Origin of the sequence: Bacillus sp. CH_48, from assembly GCF_038008465.1 — a bacterium.
In the GTDB taxonomy this organism is placed as follows: Bacteria; Bacillota; Bacilli; order Bacillales; family Bacillaceae_G; genus Bacillus_A; species Bacillus_A thuringiensis_S.
Window position 1 is genome coordinate 882,212 of record NZ_JBBOZF010000001.1, and the last position, 19,625, is coordinate 901,836.

Below are 19,625 nucleotides of genomic sequence, written 5' to 3' on the forward strand. Positions count from 1 at the left end.
TTCAATTTGTCCATAAAAAAAGCAAAGGGTTTCCCCTTTGCTTCTTCATTTCTATTCTATTAAGATACTTCTTCTTTCTTATCTTTCCCGTATTCATGCTCCCAAAAATCAGCATTTTTAATTCCTAATGGCTGCGGATCGAATACTGGATCTTTTCCTTCTTTTTTCTGTTTTTCATAATCCTTTAATGCGACTAATGCAGGTTTTTGTAATAATAAAATCGCAATGATATTTACCCATGCCATAATTCCTACACCGATATCACCTAAAGCCCACGCCGTTGCTGCTGTTTTAATACAGCCGTAGAATACAGCTCCTAAAAAAACAAATTTTAGTACAATAGACAACCAAGGACGGTCTTTATCACGATTTAAGTACGCGATATTCGTTTCTGCAATGTAGTAATACGCCATAATTGTTGTAAACGCGAAGAATAATAACGAGATTGCAACGAAACCGTTTCCAAATCCAGGAAAAACAGATTCTACCGCCGCCTGTGTATATCCTGGTCCTGGCTGAGCGCCATTTAATTTATTAACGATAAAGTTTTTTCCGCTTGCATCAAATACGTTATACATGCCTGTAATAATCATCATAAATGCTGTTGCTGAACAAACAAATAATGTATCAATGTAAACGGAAAATGCTTGCACTAAACCTTGCTTAGCTGGATGTGATACTTCAGCTGCTGCTGCTGCATGTGGTCCAGTTCCTTGCCCTGCTTCATTGGAATAAATACCTCGTTTTACTCCCCAAGAAATTGCTAAACCGATAATACCACCGAAAGCCGCTTCTAATGCAAAAGCACTTCTTATAATTAGCATAAATGCTTCTGGCAACTTTTCAATATTCATAGCAACAATAACGCAAGCTACTAAAATATAACCAACTGCCATAAACGGTACGACAACTTGTGCAACGTTAACAATTCGCTTTACTCCACCGAAGATGATAATAGCTAGTACAACAACTAATAAAGCCCCTGATACGGTAGTGTTAATTCCAAAAGCTGTTTCTAAACTTACAGCAATACTATTTGCCTGCACACCTGGCAGTAAAAGCCCCGTTGCAAGAATTGTCGCTGCAACGAATACTAATGCATACCATTTCACACCTAAACCTTTTTCAATGTAATAAGCAGGTCCACCACGAAACTGTCCTTGATGTTTCGTCTTATATATTTGCGCTAATGTAGATTCTATATAAGCTGATCCTGCTCCTAAAAAGGCCACTGCCCACATCCAAAATACAGCTCCTGGTCCACCGAAGGCAACCGCTGTTGCTACCCCAGCTATATTCCCCGTCCCAACGCGTCCTGATAACGAAAGTGCTAACGCTTGAAATGAAGAAACACCAGCCTCTGATTTTTCACCTTGAAATGTCAGCTTCACCATTTCTCCTACATGCCTTACTTGTAAAAACCTCGTTCGAATGGAAAAATATAAACCTACTCCTAAACATAAATAAACAAGTGCTGGACTCCAAACAATATTATTTAACCAATTCACGAAAGCTTCCAACATTCCCCCTCCTTCTTTATAAAGAATATTCAGAATATATATAAAATTATAAGTGTATACTGAATCTAGGACAATATTATTTTAATAAAGTAAACATATTTTTGTATAAAAAAACAAAGTATATATTTGTTTTATATACTTTGTTTCGAACTAAATGTATTATATATTCACAATTGCTTCTCTTTTTATAATTCTTTCATATAGCTCTTCTGATAATTCTCGGAAGTTATCTGGCATACCTTTCCCCTTAAACTTCTTTTGAAGTGTACCGTATAAACCAACATCACGTAGACGTAAAAACAACGGTAACGATTCATACCAACTATCCGCCAGTCTGTGCTCATGCTCATAGCCTTTTCGTAACACTTGTAGCTGTTTACGAGCAAAGTCTGTCTTCTCTTCCGCTGTCCATGGTGTAAATAGAATAGAGTAATAGAGAACCATCGCTAAATCATGTATAAAGTAATTATAAGCCGCATCATCAAAATCAAAGATTGTTAGCTCTTTACCATCATAATGAAAATTACCGGGATGGATATCACCGTGCATAAGACCGAACGTTTCTCTTTCAACTGGAAGGGCCTTAATCTCATCCATTAATACCGCTGCAATCTTTTTCACTTGATCATCTTCTAATTCATTAACAATTCCACTTTCGTCTTCTTCCCACGTATCACGATAGTCTGTTTTAGGATAGCTCATTGTTAGGCGATGCAGTTGTCCAATCGCTTTTCCCCATGCTTCAAAGTAAGCCTCTCCCCAATAAGGTGATTCCTCTCCTTTTACTTGCTCACCTTTTGCATATGTAAATAAAGAAGCAAAAAAGAAAGTGCTATCTTCCGCTCCAATTTCTTCTACAAGATTTTGAGAAGTTGAGTTAAGAGGTCCTGCTACCTTTGCCCCATGCTCCGCAACATATCGTAAAAAATCTAGTTCAGCTTCAACTTCTTTTTTAGAGCGATGCGAAGAATGCGTTAAACGTAATACATAGTCCTCATCATTATCTCCCTTCGCCTTAAAAATATAATTTTCAAAATCTCCAAGCGGCTTCTCTTCCACTGTTACATGAAATGCCTTTGCCGCTCTTCTTAAAATCTCTTTCGTAAAAACACGTTCTACAGCTATTTCCATATGTATCCCTCCTATATATCTTCTTAATTCGACACAAATGTGAGAAGTACTGCTATGAAATTGAATAATGCGTAGAAGATGCCGGGAGATAACTTTAAATCCATTTTTTCTCAAATATTCCAAGCATAAATTTTTCACAAACAACAAAAATTAACAGAAGGAATTTTATTCTAAAAGAGGTGGAAATTATGACACAACAAGAAGAACAGCAAAAGAGTAAGAATCAAAAGCATATGTTTCCATCACTTCCGGAAAATATTAATTACATTGAAAATAAGCTCTGTCATTCAGATGATATAAAAAAATTAGATATCCCTTTTCAAAACGGAAAAGGAATAATTTTATATATCGAATCTTTAGCAGACCCAAATTTAATTCATCAATTAGCTCTTGAACCCTTATTAACTCGATCTGATCTATCTTTAGATAAAGCATTTTCTACATTAAATATGAAAAAAGAAACGAATTTAAATTACGGTGTACAACTTTTATTACAAGGTAAATCTTTATATTTCCATGAACATGTCGAAAGCTTTTGTACTTTTGAAACAGCATTATCTTTAAAAAGAGCTATAACAGAACCTGATAATGAAGGGATTGTACGCGGACCACATACTGGTTTCGTAGAAGATTTAGCAACCAATTTAGCGTCTATTCGTAAACTCATAAAAAGTCCAAATGTCGTCGTTAAATATTTCACACTTGGTGAAGAAATGCACACGAAAGTGGCAATTACTTATATTCAAAATATAGCTAATGACGATCTCGTTGCAGAAGTGAAAAGAAGATTAGAAATGATTAAGACAGACGCACTCATGCCACCAGGCTACATACAAGAATTTATAGAAGATACGTCTTTCTCACCATTCCCACAGCAATTAAATACAGAGCGCCCAGATAGAACTGCTGCTAATTTAATGGAGGGACGAGTCGCTATTTTATCAGATGGAGATCCAACAGCACTTATCGTTCCTGTTACACTCTTTGCCTTCTATCAATCACCAGATGATTATAATAACCGCTGGATCGTCGGTTCTTTCGTCCGAATGATTCGCTTAGTAAGTTTCTTAATCGCCTTTCTCTTACCAGCTATATATATCGCAACCGTCGCTTTTCATCCAGATGTGTTGCCACTCGAACTCGTCTATACAATTAAAGCCTCATTAGAACAAGTGCCACTTCCTCCTATTTTTGAAGCTCTCTTAATGGAATTGATCTTCGAATTATTACGAGAAGCTGGTATTCGTTTGCCGAGCCGCGTTGGACAAACAATCGGTATTGTAGGCGGTTTAGTAATTGGGGATGCAATTGTAAAAGCTGGACTCGTTTCTTACACAATGATTATCGTTGTAGCTTTAACTGCAATTGCTTCTTTTCTCGTACCATCAAATGATATGAGTTCAGCAGTTCGGATTCTGCGTTTCCCGTTAATGGTTCTTGCTGCTATATTCGGCTATGTAGGGATTTCATTCGGCATAATTATAACTTTCGTTCATTTATGTCAACTTCATTCTTTTCATACACCATATCTTTCTCCTCTTGCACCAATGCGGATAAAAGATATGAAAGATTCCTTTGTAAGATTTCCAATTTGGTCATTTTGGGAACGACCACATGATTCAAAACCAAAAAAAATGCAACGACAACATGTAACGAGAGAGGATGAGAACGGTGACAAACACGCAAAGTAAAATTTCACTTGTTCAATTGACCTTTTTCGTTATCCAATGTCAAATCGGGGTTGGTATACTTTCTCTCCCAAACCGTCTTCACCCAATAGCAAAAGGTGGTGGATGGATTTCTGTTCTCATTGCGGGGCTGGCAACTCAACTTATCATTTTACTCATGTGGTTTTTATTAAGAAGGTTTCCTGATGCAAATATGTATGAAATTGCTTGTATGATGTTTGGTAATAAATTTGGAAAACTATTAGGGTTTTCTTATGTTTTTTATTTTACTCTTATCGGTATGACCGTTATGTTAAATGCATGTACCGTCATTAAAATATGGATTTTACAAGCAACTCCTTGGTACGCAATTCTCCTATTATTTACAATAGCTTGTTGCTACGTAGCCTATAATACCTTTAAAGTAATTGTACGATTTTATGTCATGGCCTCTATTCTCATTTTACCTATGGCGCTTTTAATTGGACTTGGGCTCTCACGGGCTGATTTTTCTTATATTTTTCCCATTACAGAGGCTGGATGGTGGAATATTATTAAAGCATCGAAAGAAACAATTACAGCTATGTATGGTTTTGAAATCTTTCTCATCGCATTTCCTAAAGTAAATGGGACTGCTGTTGCAAAACTAAAGGCAATTTCTATCGCTAACGGATTCGTAACTCTTTTTTATGCTTTTACTGTTTGGATTTGCTTTATCGTATTTAGTCCAAAGCAAGTTGAGCTTATTCCAGAGCCAGTTGCTTACTTATTGCGCTCCTTACATATTGGGATTGTAGACCGTACTGATTTAATATTCATACCAATTTGGATGATAACTGTCGTAGCTTCTATTGCTAGTTGTTACGCTGCTGCTTCTATAGGTATTGGGCATATATTCAACCTTGCTAATCATAAAAAATCTGTTCCAATTGTTGGAGTTATTTCTTTTAGTATCGCCTTATTTATAGATACACCTGAAGAATTAAAATTGATTGCAAATTTCACTGATAAATTCACTTATATTTTCATTATCGTTCTTCCTTTTTTATTTCTTCTTTATTCCTTATTAAGAAATAAGAAAGGAGCTCCATATGCACAAAAAAAACAGTTAAATTATGTAGTATCTTATGTGCTAGCTCACTTCTTTCTGGTTGCTGGGATCAAGAGCCTTTAAGAGAGGCTAGATTAGCTTATAGTATTGGATTTGATATTACAGAAGAAAATCAACTTCAGCAAACGGTTGAACTTGTAAGAAGTTCAGGAAGCCAACAATCTTCATTTGAAAATGAAATACATTCAGCAACCGGCCGTAACATACGCGATACTAGCGATACTTTGAAAGAAAATGTGACTGGAAATATTCGCTATTTCAAATACGGTGTGCAACTATTGGGAACAAAAATTCAAAAAAAGGGGATATTACCTTATTTAGATATTAGTTTTCGGGACCCTACAAACCCCACTGCTCTGGTAAAACTTATTTCAGTAGATGGTGAAACAGCTGCAATACTAGAAAAAAAGAAAGTAGGAAATTTACTAATTGGAGATTTTCTAAAGAAAAAAATTAAAAGCTTAGAGGACATGAGCATATTTCCAAATGAAACTTTGGAAACAGCCGCTACAAAAATGTTAGATCCCGGCAAAGATTTCACCCTCCCATCTATAAAGCTAAAAGGAAAAGAAGTTGTAACCAATGGGATAGCTCTATTTAATAAGGATAAATTAACTGGGCTTTTACCTTCACGACAATCGGTACTCTTCGTATTACTAACTGATAAAATGGGAACGAGCGCTCGCATAACCCAAAAGCTTACAAATAGCGATTCATCTAATACGTCTGACTACATTACCATTGACGTGAGCAATCAGAAATTAAAACGAAACTTAAAAATAACAACAGATAAAAAAGGAGATGTTTATGCTCACATTAAGCTCCAATTAAAAGTTATAGCACTTGAATCTCCGAGAGATAATCTTTACAAAATGGATGAAAGAAAAAAACTAAATAAAGAATTGTCTAAACAACTTACGAAAGAAGCTAAAAAGATAACGAAAAAGTTACAAAAAGCAAACTGTGATGCTTTCGGTATCGGCAGACACCTTATCGCCTATCACCCTAACTTATGGAAGAAGAAAAATTGGAATAAAGATTATGCAAAAGTAAAATTCAAACCTGAGGTAGAGGTAAACATTTTGTACAGTGGTGTCCTAAAATAAAAGGTTGTATGCCCATGCGGCATACAACCTTTTTATTTCGTATATCGATATACAATTGATTCATATGGTCTTAAGTTAAGCTTTGTAATATCATTGCTGGAATCTTTATAATTCGACAGTAGTATTTCTTGTTTCATTCCATCTAATTGAACGTGCGCTGGTACAGAGTACGTTATTTCTTCTCCATAGAAGTTATTTATAACAAGTAGTACTTCACTTTCTGTAGTACGAGTATATGCCCAAATTTTAGGATCATTTTTATCCAAAATAGCATATTCTCCTTCTGTAATTACATCATACGTTTTTCTAAGTTCTATTAACTTTTTATAATGATAAAATACAGACTCTTTATCTTCTAATGCCTTCTCTACGTTTATTTCTGTAAAGTTTTCAGCCACTGAAATCCAAGGTGTACTTGTTGTAAAACCACTGTTCATCTCTTCATTCCACTGCATCGGAGTGCGAGAGTTGTCACGAGATTTCTGCTTTAAAATCCCTATAATCTCTTCTTTTGATAGCCCTTCTTTTAGCTTTATATCATATATATTTAACGATTCCACATCACGATATTGCTCGATGGATTCAAATTTAGGATTCGTCATACCGATTTCTTCCCCTTGATAAATATAAGGCGTTCCTTGCAGCATGTGCATGGCTGTCGCTAACATTTTCGCAGATTCGTTTCGGTATTTTCCATCATCACCAAAGCGTGACACGATGCGAGGCTGGTCATGATTACACCAAAATAACGCATTCCATCCTCCGCCCTTTTGCATTTCAATTTGCCAGTTAGACATAATCTCTTTTAATTTAATAAAATCAAACTCTGCTTTCGTCCACTTATCACCATTCGGATAATCTACTTTTAAATGATGGAAACTAAACGTCATGCTCAGTTCATTACGCTCAGGATTAGAATATTTAATACAATTATCAATTGTCGTAGATGACATTTCTCCAACTGTAATTACATCTTTTCCTGCAAAAACTTTTCGGTTCATCTCTTGTAAATATTCATGAACACGCGGACCATCTGTATAATACTTGCGTCCATCACTTGTCGCAGTATTACCTTCATCGTTTAAGAAACATTGGTCTTTTGAAATTAAGTTAATGACATCTAATCGGAATCCTGTTACCCCTTTATCCAGCCAAAAACGCATCATATCATATACTTCTTCGCGAAGTTGTTCATTTTCCCAATTTAAATCAGCTTGTGTTTCATCAAATAAATGTAAATAATATTGCTCCGTCTTCTCATCATATTTCCAAGCAGATCCACCAAACTTAGACTGCCAATTATTTTTTTCATCACGCCAAATATAGTAATTACGATATGGACTATTTTTATCTTCCTTCGCTTCTTTAAACCACTTATGTTCAGTCGAACTATGATTTACAACAATATCAAGCATAATTTCAATGTTACGTACTTTCGCTTCTGCTAAAAGTTCCTCAAACTCTTCCATCGTTCCGTAAGATGGATCAATGCTGTAGTAATCACTTACATCATATCCATTATCATTTTGTGGTGATTGGTATATCGGTGTTAACCAAATATAATCCACTCCGAGTTCTTTTAAATAATCTAGTTTCTCTGTAACCCCTTTTATATCACCGGTTTCTTTATTGTAATAGCTATTAAAGCTCTTCGGATAAATTTGATAGACTACACTTTTATGCCAATCCTTCATGTTTAACTTCCTCCTACTTCTGTTTGACTCTTTTTGCAAATAACCATGTTAAAGTAAATGGGATTATAACTGCAATAATCATTCCTACAATAAACATTGGAATCGATTTCGGAATGATAGAAATAAATGCTGGCAATCCGCCAATTCCGATAGCAGGTGCTAATACACCATTTAATGTAATGAATATCGCTGCCACAGCAGACCCTATAATCGCTGCATAGAACGGGAACTTATTTCGTAAATTCACACCAAACATCGCTGGTTCTGTAATACCGAAGTATGCTGAAATGGCTGATGTTGATGCCATACTTTTATCATTTTGATTTTTAGAAATCCAGAACATTGCAAGTGCCGCACTACCTTGCGCAATGTTAGAAAGAGCAATCATTGGCCAAATGAATGTGCCACCGTGCTGTGCAATCAATTGTAAATCAATTGCAATAAACATATGATGCATACCTGTAATTACAAGCGGTGCATATAATGCTCCAAACAATACTGCTCCAACTACTGGTACTGTTTCATATACACCTACTAATCCTACTGTTAATAAATCTCCAATATGACGTGTAACCGGACCGATAATTCCTAATGCTAACACACCTGTCACAACGATTGTTGTAATTGGTACAACTAATAATTGAATTGCATTTGGTACATGTTTCTTTAAGAAAATTTCCACTTTACTTAATACAAAAGCTGCTACTAAAACAGGTAAAATTTGTCCTTGATATCCTACCTTCTCAATTTGGAACAGTCCTAAAATATTGAAGTACTCAATCTTTTGACCCTCTAAACCAGTCGCTGCTTTTCCATAGTCCCAAGCGTTTAATAAGGCCGGGTGCACAAGCATTAATCCCATAACAATCCCTAGTATTGGACTACCACCAAAACGCTTCGTTGCTGACCACCCGACAAGTGCTGGTAAGAATACGAATGCTGTATTGGCCATCATATTAATTAAATCCCAAAGCCCGCCTAAGTTCGGATAAACATCTAATAAATTTTTCCCATCAAAAAATAAGTCCTTTGCCCCTAATAGATTGTTAATACCCATTAGTAAACCAGCTGTTACGATCGCTGGTAATATCGGCATAAATACATCCGAAAATATTTTCACAAACTTTTGAGCTGGATTTAACTTCTGATTTCCAGAATCTTTTACGTCAGCTACAGTCGATTCTTCCATACCTGCAAGCGTTATCAATTCAGCGTAAACACGATCTACATCCCCTGGACCAATTACAACTTGAAATATACCAGCGTTATGAAACGCTCCTTTCACTAATGAAACAGACTGTAATTTATCATTATCTATTTTACTTTCATCTTTTAAAGCGATACGGAGCCTTGTCACACAATGTGCAGCTTGTTCAATATTGTCTTTCCCACCAATATACTGCAACACTTCCTCTGCTGTTTTACGATAGTCTTTCCCCATATTCCCGTCCCTCTTTTCTTTTTTTGATACCGTTTACAATTACATATTAACTCGTATATATAAGTTAGTCAACACTCGTATATACGAGTTTGTGTTTTTTTTTTATAAAAAAAGAGATGAAACAATATTTTGTTCCACCTCTTTACTTCCTGCGTGCCACATCCGAAAAGTGAAAAATATCTAAACGGTGGCGTGATTCTGTGTATTCAAACTGACTTCCATCATACAAATGTGTAAAGTTTTTCACAACGACAACATAGTCTGTTCCATTTAAATCTAAATACTTTCTGTCATCCTCTGTACACGGCTGTACTTCAATTACCCTCTGCGAATAACTAATATGTAGCCCAAGCTCTTTCTCAATGTATTTATAAATCGATGCAGTTGCAATTTCTTTCGTTAATCCTGGAATAAACTCAGATACAAAATGATTTATATCTAAAATTACTTTTTCTCCATCAATATTTCGTACACGTTTAATATGATCAATCTCTGTTTTTTCTTTTACATTTAATAATTTCGCAATTTCTTTTGTGGCTTTTTCTTTGTCCATTTCCACAACTTCCGTAATACAATGACGTCCTAAACGTTCATTTTCTTCTTGGAAACTTACAATACCGCCAAAATTAAATTCAATATTTTTTCGCTTTAAAACAAAAACACCTTTTCCATGAATTTTTTGCACATATCCACGCTCTTGCAGTAAATCTACAGCTTTTCTTACCGTGCCTCGGCTTGCCTCATACTGCTTCATTAATTCTGTTTCTGATGGGATTTTGCATCCCTCTTTTAATTGTTTATTATCAATAGATTTACTGATTTCTGTATAAATTTGTTCATACTTACTCATCATCTACAATAGCCCCTTGTCACCTTCTAATTCTATATGTATTATAACATGCTTCACTCTTCTGCCAATCTCTCACTTATTTTCCAGTACAAGAAAAATATAGGTAAATATTTAATCTTTAAAACGTATTTTTATAAAAATTTTTATATTTTTCTTTTCATTCAAAAAAACATGTAGTATACTAACTTCAAAATCAGAGGAGAAAGGGAGCAAAGAACTATGCTTACTTATACAACAACTGTAGTTTCATTTGCACAAAAACATCATCATCATACGTAACCCTTGAAACCTAGCGGAAAAATTACGCGTAGGTACAAGGGTTATTCCCGTTGTACCTACGCTTTGGCGAAAGAGCCATGTAGGTATTTTTTTATCTACATGGCTCTTTTTTTATTGTCAAAAAGCTAGTAAAAAATGATGTTTAAGCAAAACTTACTACAAAGGAGTTAACAAAAATGGAAACGAAAAAATGGGGATTATGGGTTTTAACAGCATTTGTTATCGGGAATATGGTTGGCGGTGGCGTATTTATGCTTCCAGCAAATTTAGCACAAGTATCAGGGCCAATGGGTTCTACACTCGCATGGAGTATTACAGGCCTTGGCGTATTTATGATTGCACTTGTATTTGGAAATTTAGCGATTCGGAAACCAGAATTAAAAGCTGGACCACAAAGCTACGCTCAAGCGATGTTTCCTTCAAAAAAAGCTGGTAAAGTTGCGGGATATAGTATGGCATGGGGATATTGGGCTGCTAACTGGGCTGCAACAGCATCTGTTATTATTTCCTTTGCTGGATATTTATCAACATTCTTTCCAGTTTTACAAAGTAAGCAAATTCTTTTTTCAATAAACGGATTTTCACTAGAACTCGGAAAAGGATTAACTTTCCTCGTATGTAGCCTTATGCTGTGGGGAATTCAATATATTCTTTCTCAAAATATTGATCGAGCTGGAAATATGAATCTACTTGCTACCATTGCAAAAATTATCGGATTTACAATGTTTATTGTAATTACATTATTCATTTTCAATGCCTCTAATTTCGGAGACGGTCAAACCTTTATGAATGAAGCAGGACAATCCATCTCGTTAGGTGGACAAATCAATTCAGCTGCTATTGCAACACTCTGGGCATTTATCGGTATTGAATCAGCAGTTATGCTTTCTAATCGTGCAAAATCACAGCGCGATGTAAAAAAAGCTACGATTTTCGGATTAATTATCGCTCTTCTTATTTACATGTCAATTACTTTACTTACAATGGGAGCTCTTCCGCAAGATGCTTTAAAAGAGTCTCAAAAACCATTAGTAGACGCATTAAATTTAGCAATTGGAAATAAAGGCGCATATATCATGGCTTTACTCGCTCTTATATCTTTATTTGGATCTACAGTTGGTTGGATTGTTGTTAGTTCAGAAGTACCTTACCAGGCAGCAAAGAATGGACTTTTCCCTAAGTTTTTCGGGAAAACAAATAAAAAAGGTAGTCCTTCAAAATCATTATTGATTACAAATGTAATGACGCAAATTTTCTTATTTTCAACGATTTCTGGTACTGTTTCAGAAGCGTATAGTTTCGCTATTGTCGTAGCAACATTAGCCTATTTAATTCCATACCTAGTTTCTACTCTGTACCAATTCAAACTGGTTATTACAGGAGAAACGTATGATATAATGCCTGGTTCTCGAATAAAGGACGGGATCATCACTACATTAGCATTTGTATACTCAATTTGGGTTATCAAAACGGGAACTGCTGATTTAAAAACGTTCTTCTTAGGAATTGGATTGTTCGTATTAGGTCTTATTCTTTATCCAGTACTAATGAAAGACTCACAAAAAACGGATTAAATAAAGAGAAGCTGCTGGCTTCTCTTTTTTATTAAAAATCTGTAATTAACTTTTCTTTTAACTCTCCTACAGATAAAGGTTTCGCATAATAAAATCCCTGTACATAATCACAGCTCATTGATTGTAACAAACTCTCTTGCTCTACTGTTTCTACCCCTTCAGCAACTACTGCTAAATTTAAACTATGAGCAATTTCAATAACAGATTTTACAATTGTTCGTTCTGGTTGCGCGTGATCATAATGAAATTCACGAATAAAATTACGATCAATTTTCACAATATCCAGTGGTAGTTGTTTTAAATAATATAAGGAAGAATAGCCAGTTCCGAAATCATCCAAAGCAATTAAAACACCCATATTTCTTAATTCTTGTAATGTAGCAATAATATAATCAAAATGGCGGACTGCAATGCTTTCCGTTATTTCTAATATTAAACGGTTCGGAGGAAAACCAGTTCTCTTTAAAATGCTACGTACAGACAAAATAAAACGTTTCTGCATTAATTGTTGTATAGATAAATTCACAGATAACTTTAGTCCTTCTTGATAATTTGGCAATGTTTTAAACAATCGGCACGATTTTTCTAATACCCAGTCTCCTAGCTTTATAATAAGTCCAGACTCTTCAGCTACCGGGATAAATTCGCTTGGTGCAATGGGGCCGTCTTCTGTCATACAGCGTACTAAAGCTTCTATACCAGAATATCTCTTCGTTTTCAAATCAATAATAGGCTGCAATGCTACATCTAACTCTTCATCACGAATTGCCTTTTGCAAAGCAAACTCAACTTTCATTCTACGATTTATTTTCGCCCGTAGCTCATCTGTAAAGAAACATGCAGCGTTTCTACCTTGTTCTTTTGCACTATACATAGCTAAGTCAGAGTTTTTCAATAACGTTTCCACGTCTAGTCCGTCTTGTGGATAAGAACAAAGTCCTAGACTAGCTGAAATGTATACTTCATGGCCTTCCAACATAAATGGTGCCTGAAAACATGACAACACAGATGTCGCTAACTGACTCATATCATCTTGCCTATGATTTTTTGTTAACAGCACAAATTCGTCGCCACCTAGCCTAGCCAGAACATCTTTCTCTCCTAGTACATAATGCAACCGTGAAGCGACTTCGCTTAAAAGTAAGTCCCCTATCATATGACCTAACGTATCATTTACTAATTTAAAACGGTCCAAATCAAAGTAAATCATACCAAATTCTTTTTTATCTGCAATCAATTTATTAACGGTTGTTATTAATTGCAAACGGTTCGGCAAACTGGTTAAAGCATCATGATAGGCAAGTTCCCTATAACGACTTTCACTTAGCCGCAATCTATGTTCTGCTTCTTTTCTACTACTAATATCATTTCGAATTGCGATAAACTGGTATGGCTCTCCTTTTTCATTTAAAAATGGAACAATTGTTGTTTTGACCCAATAATATGTACCATCTTTTGCTCGATTCCGAATCTCACCTGTCCATACTTTCCCATTCAAAATACGTTTCCATAAGTTTTGAAAAAAGGTTTTCGGATGATGTCCTGAATTTAAAATACGGTGATCTTTTCCAATTAATTCTTCTCTTTTGTATTTAGAGATTTCACAAAATTTATCATTTACATATGTAATAAGACCTTTTCGATCTGTAATTGCAACAATTGAAGACTCATCTAATGCTAACTTTAAATCTCGCAATGAAGAGTCATATAATGCATGACCTCTCTGTTCTAGCATGCGCATCTCTCCTTGCTTCCTATCTGACTAAAACACAACCTGTTTCTCTTCATAGAAATAGAGATATTTCATTTTCTAATACTAGCCCATTACATAAATTATCTTTTTAAATAGACCGATTAAAATAACATAATATTATTTGTAATAAAAAGCAATATTATACCGTTTCAATTATAACTAGTAGCTTCTCATCTCCCTAATTATTTCGCACCTTATTATACTGCAATCCTTTTAAGTGGCTCTATCCAAGCCCTGTTTCTAACTAATACCATTCACATCTGATCTCTTTACTCTTTAATAACAAAATAGAAATTAGACCATACTACATAACTATTCACGAATAATAATATGAAAATCTACATTAATGTATATGTTTTTGAATTACAATAACAAAATATTAACATATTTTCACCTTAATTTTGGAAGTATTTTATAAATAAATACCGTATTAAACTAAAAAAGAGGGTAGCCTCTTTTTTAGTTTAATACGAATATGGTATTTGCTGATAACCTGGGTATGGCATTGGATACGTTACAGGGTATGGTGATGGATAAGTTACTGGATATGGCGCTGGATAATACCCTCCACTTGCTGCACCCGTTAATGCGCCAGCTGTCAGTCCACCTAACACTCCTCCTGCAAAGCTTCCAGGGAAAAATCCGCCTCCCCATGAACTACCCCCCCAGCCCCATCCGCCTCCGTGATGATGATGGTGATCATGGTGATTGTGTCCTCCATGGTGATGATGTCCGCCGTTATGATTGTGCCCACCATGATTGTGTCCTCCATGATGATGATTCCGATAATACAATCCATTATTTTCTATATAATTCATGTTTCTCCGCTCCTTTTCGATTTTTTCATTTTCATATGCATTAAGAGTGGGATAAAAATGTGATAGTACACTGTATGTAGGACAAATGCGGAAAGTATAGGTGAAATGTCTATATTTTGTAAAAAAAGCAAAACACCTTATAATAAAGATGTCATATTACATCTTCTATTTAAGAAATCTATATTGAAAAAAGATTAGGGGAATTATATAGAAATGAAGAAGCCTATCGTTCAGTTACTATTAATATTTACAATTGTATCTATCGTTCTGTTCCTATTAAATACATCGTATATTTCGTTATATACATTTGTCGGTGCTCTATGGTCCATCACAATCGTAGGAATTTCATTCGTTATCTTTATAGAAAATAGATCTCCACAAAGTACATTGGCATGGTTTTTAGTATTAGCACTTCTTCCTATTATAGGTGTGCTTTTATACGCTATTTTCGGGCGCAGCCGCTGGAGAAGAAAAAAACATCTCCATCGTTCAGAAGAACAAAGAAAATTATTCCGTGAAATATTAGAAGGAAGAAGACTAGAGTTATTACTCACAGTCCCACTAAATGAACGTTCCATACATTTAACAGAAGTCATACAAAAATTTGGAGGCGGTCCTGCCGCAGATAAAACAACTACAAAACTTTTAACAAACGGAGATCAAACATTTTCAGAAATTTTGCGAGCTATAGAGCAGGCAAAACATCATATACATATTCAATACTACATTTATAAATCTGATGAAATTGGTACAAAAGTTCGAGATGCTTTAATACAAAAAGCAAAAGATGGTGTTATTGTACGCTTCCTTTATGATGGTCTTGGAAGTAACACGTTAAGAAGACGATTTTTGCAACCTATGAAAGAAGCTGGGATTGAAATTGTAGAATTTGACCCTATTTTTTCAGCTTGGTTACTTGAAACTGTCAATTATCGTAACCATCGAAAAATTGTTATTGTAGATGGAGAAATTGGTTTTACCGGAGGACTCAATGTCGGTGATGAATATCTTGGCCGTTCAAAGAAATTTCCTGTTTGGCGTGATAGTCATCTAAAAATAGAAGGAAAAGCATTATATAAATTACAAGCAATCTTTCTAGAAGACTGGCTCTATGCCTCTAGTGGTTTAAATACTTATTCCTGGGATCAATTCATGAATAGACAATACTTCCCAGGTAAAGAGATTTCACATGCAGAAGGTGCTGTTCAAATCGTAGCAAGCGGACCAAGCTCCGATGATAAAAGTATTCGTAATACATTATTAGCTGTTATGGGCTCTGCAAAAAAATCCATTTGGATCGCTACACCCTACTTTATTCCAGATCAAGAAACTTTAACATTATTACGCTTAAGTGCAATTGCCGGAATAGATGTACGGATTTTATATCCAGGTAAAAGTGATAGCATCATTAGTGATCAAGCATCTCAATCCTATTTCACTCCACTTTTAAAAGCTGGTGCTTCTATTTACAGTTATAAAGATGGTTTTATGCATGCAAAAATTGTACTCGTTGATGATACAATTGCAACTATCGGAACAGCGAACATGGATGTACGTAGCTTTGAATTGAATTACGAAATTATTAGCGTACTTTATGAATCAAAAACAGTTCACGATATTAAACGTGATTTTGAAAAAGATTTTAAACATTCAACTGAAATTAAATGGAACTCTTTCCAAAACAGAAGTATAAAAAAACGCATATTGGAGTCTTTCATGAGGCTCATTTCTCCTTTACTGTAAGCAATCAACTTCATCTTGATTGCTTTTTCTTTTCCCTTTATCCTCCTTCCTTTTCTTTGCATACCATATTAAAACAAGTTATCATAAGATGTATTACTTTATGAAAATAATGTTAGGTGGGAAATACATGTTAGAACAATTTCATATACATTCTGATTTAAAACAGCAGCTTTCTACGATTCATGAAAAGAATAAACAAGAAGCTGGTGAAAATGCTCATTTAATCGGTACTAAAATATATAAAGCATCTGATAACAGCATTATCGAAGATGCGATTACAGCACTTCTTCTTGGCAAGAACATTTTATTAAAAGGACCGACTGGTAGTGGTAAAACAGTACTAGCGGAAACTCTTTCTTCTTTATTTCAAAAACCAATGCATAGCATTAACTGCTCTGTCGACTTAGATGTAGAAGGTATTTTAGGATACAACACACTACAAACGAAAGATGGTGCATCTGAAGTTTCATTCGTTAACGGTCCTCTTATGAAAGCAATGAAGAACGGTCACTTCCTATATATTGACGAAATCAATATGGCAAAACCTGAAACTTTACCGCTACTTCACGGCGCATTAGATTACCGTAAAATGATCACAAACCCATTTACACAAGAGGTTGTATACGGTGATGAAGAATACCGTGTAATTGCTGCGATTAACGAAGGTTACGTTGGAACAAGTGAACTAAATGAAGCATTAAAAAACCGTTTCGTTATTATTGAAGTTCCTTACATTCAAGGTGACACATTAAAAGAACTATTATTAGCAGAATCAAAATTAAATGATGTTGCAACAATTGAAAAGTTTGTTGCATTTGCAAGCGACCTTATGCCTTTAGCTCGCGATGGACGTGTAAGTGAAGAAGCAGCAAGTATTCGTGGTATTATCGACGCATGTGATTTAGGTGTATATATTCCTGTTATGCGCGCTATTGAACGAAGCATAATTGCAAAACTTAATGATGAAACAGAACAAATGACTGTCCGTGAATTAGCAGAAAGTTATTTCTTTGAGGGATAATTTATGAGACAAATTTTTAGTGACAAAAAAATTGATGCGTCGCTGTTTCTACAAATGGAAAACTTAATGTATGCCCTTCTAAAAGAAGACGATGCCTATCTTGAATATGGCTATAAAGCATACTACGACGAAATTGAAAAGAAAGTTGTCATTAGTCACTTTTGGGATGATCGAAAAGAAGAAGATACAGTAATCGGATTAAAAAGCGAAGTGTTCTTAAAAGCACTTGGTAATAAACATTACTCGGACATGACTTTAATTCGTTCTTATGCGATTGAATTGCAAGAATCGCCCCTAAAAAAGTTTTTAACACAATTATTTGTTCTATTAGAAGATTTACGCGTTGAGGAAATCGTAAAGAACTTACGTCCTGGCACGAAGCATATTTTTAAACGCCGAAAAGAAATGTACCGCAATTATTTCGGCTCTCAAAATGAAATAAACCGCGTTCGTAATTATCACGGTGATCGTTTGTTTTGCCTATGCTATCTTTCATTAACGAGCGATAAATATGAAATGTTTAATAATGAATATTTTGAGCAAATTGAAGCGATTTTACATGAAACATTCCAAGCACGTAATACAGAAGATATTATGTATGTCGTTGAGAAAATTCGCTATCGCTTAGAGGCGCTTCTTGAAAGTGATATGCTTAACAACTATTTCGGACATGCTCCACTTTACTTATCTGTTCTTGCAGACGAAAAGAACTGTCGCGTCGAAGATTTAGCAAATGATGATACACAGCTTATAGATGACGATGAAAATAAAAACAAAATGGATGAAAGTTTCTCCACATGGCATCGTGAAAATAAAAATAACGAAAACGAGAACTTTTTACGCTTTGAATTAGAAAGCGGAACAAAAACAAACATGATGGGCGATACTGCTCGTGAATCAGAAGATGGCGACCAAGCACTTGGTTCTGTACAAGGTACTTCTCAAAAAAGTACACAATCCAACTTTGATGGCGCTGATACAGAAGAAGCAAGAGCTTCACACGCTTCTAGCCAGCACGACGGTGCATACGGTAAGTATAATGTAGGTGCTTCTCATACATTTAAAGAAGCTCGCAAAGCAAATATCGATGAGAAAAAAGATTACCAAGCTATCAAATCAGTCGTCAATAAAGATGTAAAAGAATTAAAGAAAATTATCGAAAAAACGATTGAAAATAAAACGAATGCGAATAGTGATAAATATTACGGAAGGCTTCGCAAAAAATTCCTTCGTATTTATACCGAAAAACAACCGCGTATGTTTTATAAAAAAGGACAAGAGTCACAAGAACTCGATGTTGCATTCCAACTGTTAGTTGACTGTTCTGGTTCTATGTATAACAAAATGGAAGAGACGAAGAAGAGTGTTGTACTATTCCATGAAGCTTTAAAATCTTTAAAAATCCCGCACGCTATTAGCGGATTTTGGGAAGATGCCTCTAGCGCTAAACCTGAAGATAAGCCGAACGTTATCCATGAAGTTGTAAATTATAAAAACTCAACGTTACCAAACGTTGGTCCGGAAATTATGCAACTTCGTGAAGAAGAAGATAACCGCGACGGATATATTATTCGTATCGTTTCTGAAAAGCTTGCAAAAAGACCTGAGAAACATAAATTCTTACTAGTCTTCACAGATGGTGAGCCTTCTGCGCTAGACTATCAACAAGATGGAATTTTAGATACGCATGAAGCTGTTAAACTCGCGCGTAAAAGTGGCATGGAAGTAATCGGTATCTTCATCGAAGAAGGCGAGGCAAAAGAAGCAACTTATCAATTGATGAAGAACATTTATAACCATCACTTCTTAGTTGCAAATCATGCTGAAGATTTACGATTGAAGATTAAACCATTACTGAAAAAATTATTACTGAAGACGATTGAATAGAAGATAGGAGCCTTGTGGCTCCTGTTTTTT

The 19,625-nt window shown here is 35.2% G+C and carries 14 protein-coding genes; 7 read left to right on the forward strand and 7 right to left on the reverse strand.

The genetic code is table 11. The features are described from left to right. Nucleotides 1–59 precede the first annotated feature (59 nt). Nucleotides 60–1,520: an alanine/glycine:cation symporter family protein gene (locus tag N2V92_RS04300; RefSeq protein WP_000387172.1), complete on the reverse strand. Its 1,461-nt coding sequence runs from the start codon at nucleotides 1,518–1,520 to the stop codon at nucleotides 60–62. 159 nt (nucleotides 1,521–1,679) lie between these two features. Then, on the reverse strand, nucleotides 1,680–2,651 hold the full coding sequence (locus tag N2V92_RS04305) for a phosphotransferase enzyme family protein (protein ID WP_016078614.1): 972 nt from the start codon (nucleotides 2,649–2,651) through the stop codon (nucleotides 1,680–1,682). 188 nt (nucleotides 2,652–2,839) lie between these two features. On the opposite strand from N2V92_RS04305, the gene gerKA reads away from it, so the two are divergent. The 3 genes from gerKA to N2V92_RS04320 are packed head-to-tail and all read left to right on the forward strand — an operon-like array spanning nucleotide 2,840 to nucleotide 6,535. Next, entirely contained in the window at nucleotides 2,840–4,342 is a 1,503-nt protein-coding gene (gene gerKA, locus N2V92_RS04310) for a spore germination protein GerKA (RefSeq protein ID WP_000193671.1), read from the forward strand. Further along, nucleotides 4,323–5,492, forward strand: coding sequence for a GerAB/ArcD/ProY family transporter (locus N2V92_RS04315; protein ID WP_042597096.1), 1,170 nt, complete (start codon nucleotides 4,323–4,325; stop codon nucleotides 5,490–5,492). The genes gerKA and N2V92_RS04315 overlap by 20 nt, the downstream gene beginning before the upstream one ends. Further along, a complete protein-coding gene (locus N2V92_RS04320; RefSeq protein WP_042597095.1) occupies nucleotides 5,408–6,535 on the forward strand; it encodes a Ger(x)C family spore germination protein in 1,128 nt (375 codons plus the stop codon). Before N2V92_RS04315 ends, N2V92_RS04320 begins: the two co-directional genes overlap by 85 nt. 32 nt (nucleotides 6,536–6,567) lie before the next feature. Here the strand turns inward: N2V92_RS04320 and treC are convergent, their stop codons facing one another. From treC to treR, 3 genes are all read right to left on the reverse strand, one after another. Next, complete coding sequence (gene treC, locus N2V92_RS04325) at nucleotides 6,568–8,229, reverse strand: alpha,alpha-phosphotrehalase (RefSeq protein ID WP_000656106.1); 1,662 nt, start codon at nucleotides 8,227–8,229, stop codon at nucleotides 6,568–6,570. Nucleotides 8,230–8,242: 13 nt separating this feature from the next. Continuing rightward, complete coding sequence (treP, locus tag N2V92_RS04330; RefSeq protein WP_000513938.1) at nucleotides 8,243–9,670, reverse strand: PTS system trehalose-specific EIIBC component; 1,428 nt, start codon at nucleotides 9,668–9,670, stop codon at nucleotides 8,243–8,245. A gap of 142 nt (nucleotides 9,671–9,812) precedes the next feature. Then, nucleotides 9,813–10,523, reverse strand: coding sequence for a trehalose operon repressor (treR, locus tag N2V92_RS04335; protein ID WP_000987242.1), 711 nt, complete (start codon nucleotides 10,521–10,523; stop codon nucleotides 9,813–9,815). A gap of 452 nt (nucleotides 10,524–10,975) precedes the next feature. Here treR and N2V92_RS04340 point away from each other — a divergent pair, with 452 nt between their 5' ends. Continuing rightward, on the forward strand, nucleotides 10,976–12,373 hold the full coding sequence (locus N2V92_RS04340; protein WP_000448446.1) for an amino acid permease: 1,398 nt from the start codon (nucleotides 10,976–10,978) through the stop codon (nucleotides 12,371–12,373). Nucleotides 12,374–12,404: 31 nt separating this feature from the next. On the opposite strand, the gene N2V92_RS04345 is transcribed toward N2V92_RS04340, so the two are convergent. Continuing rightward, nucleotides 12,405–14,108: a putative bifunctional diguanylate cyclase/phosphodiesterase gene (locus N2V92_RS04345; protein ID WP_000893348.1), complete on the reverse strand. Its 1,704-nt coding sequence runs from the start codon at nucleotides 14,106–14,108 to the stop codon at nucleotides 12,405–12,407. A gap of 482 nt (nucleotides 14,109–14,590) precedes the next feature. Continuing rightward, entirely contained in the window at nucleotides 14,591–14,944 is a 354-nt protein-coding gene (locus tag N2V92_RS04350) for a hypothetical protein (RefSeq protein WP_001106404.1), read from the reverse strand. Nucleotides 14,945–15,157: 213 nt separating this feature from the next. Here N2V92_RS04350 and N2V92_RS04355 point away from each other — a divergent pair, with 213 nt between their 5' ends. From N2V92_RS04355 to N2V92_RS04365, 3 genes are all read left to right on the forward strand, one after another. Then, entirely contained in the window at nucleotides 15,158–16,687 is a 1,530-nt protein-coding gene (locus N2V92_RS04355) for a cardiolipin synthase (RefSeq protein WP_000743028.1), read from the forward strand. 127 nt (nucleotides 16,688–16,814) lie between these two features. Further along, nucleotides 16,815–17,708: an ATP-binding protein gene (locus N2V92_RS04360; RefSeq protein WP_000892989.1), complete on the forward strand. Its 894-nt coding sequence runs from the start codon at nucleotides 16,815–16,817 to the stop codon at nucleotides 17,706–17,708. Between the two features lie 3 nt (nucleotides 17,709–17,711). Further along, nucleotides 17,712–19,595, forward strand: a complete 1,884-nt coding sequence (locus N2V92_RS04365; protein WP_001248845.1) for a vWA domain-containing protein — start codon at nucleotides 17,712–17,714, stop codon at nucleotides 19,593–19,595. Nucleotides 19,596–19,625 lie beyond the last annotated feature (30 nt).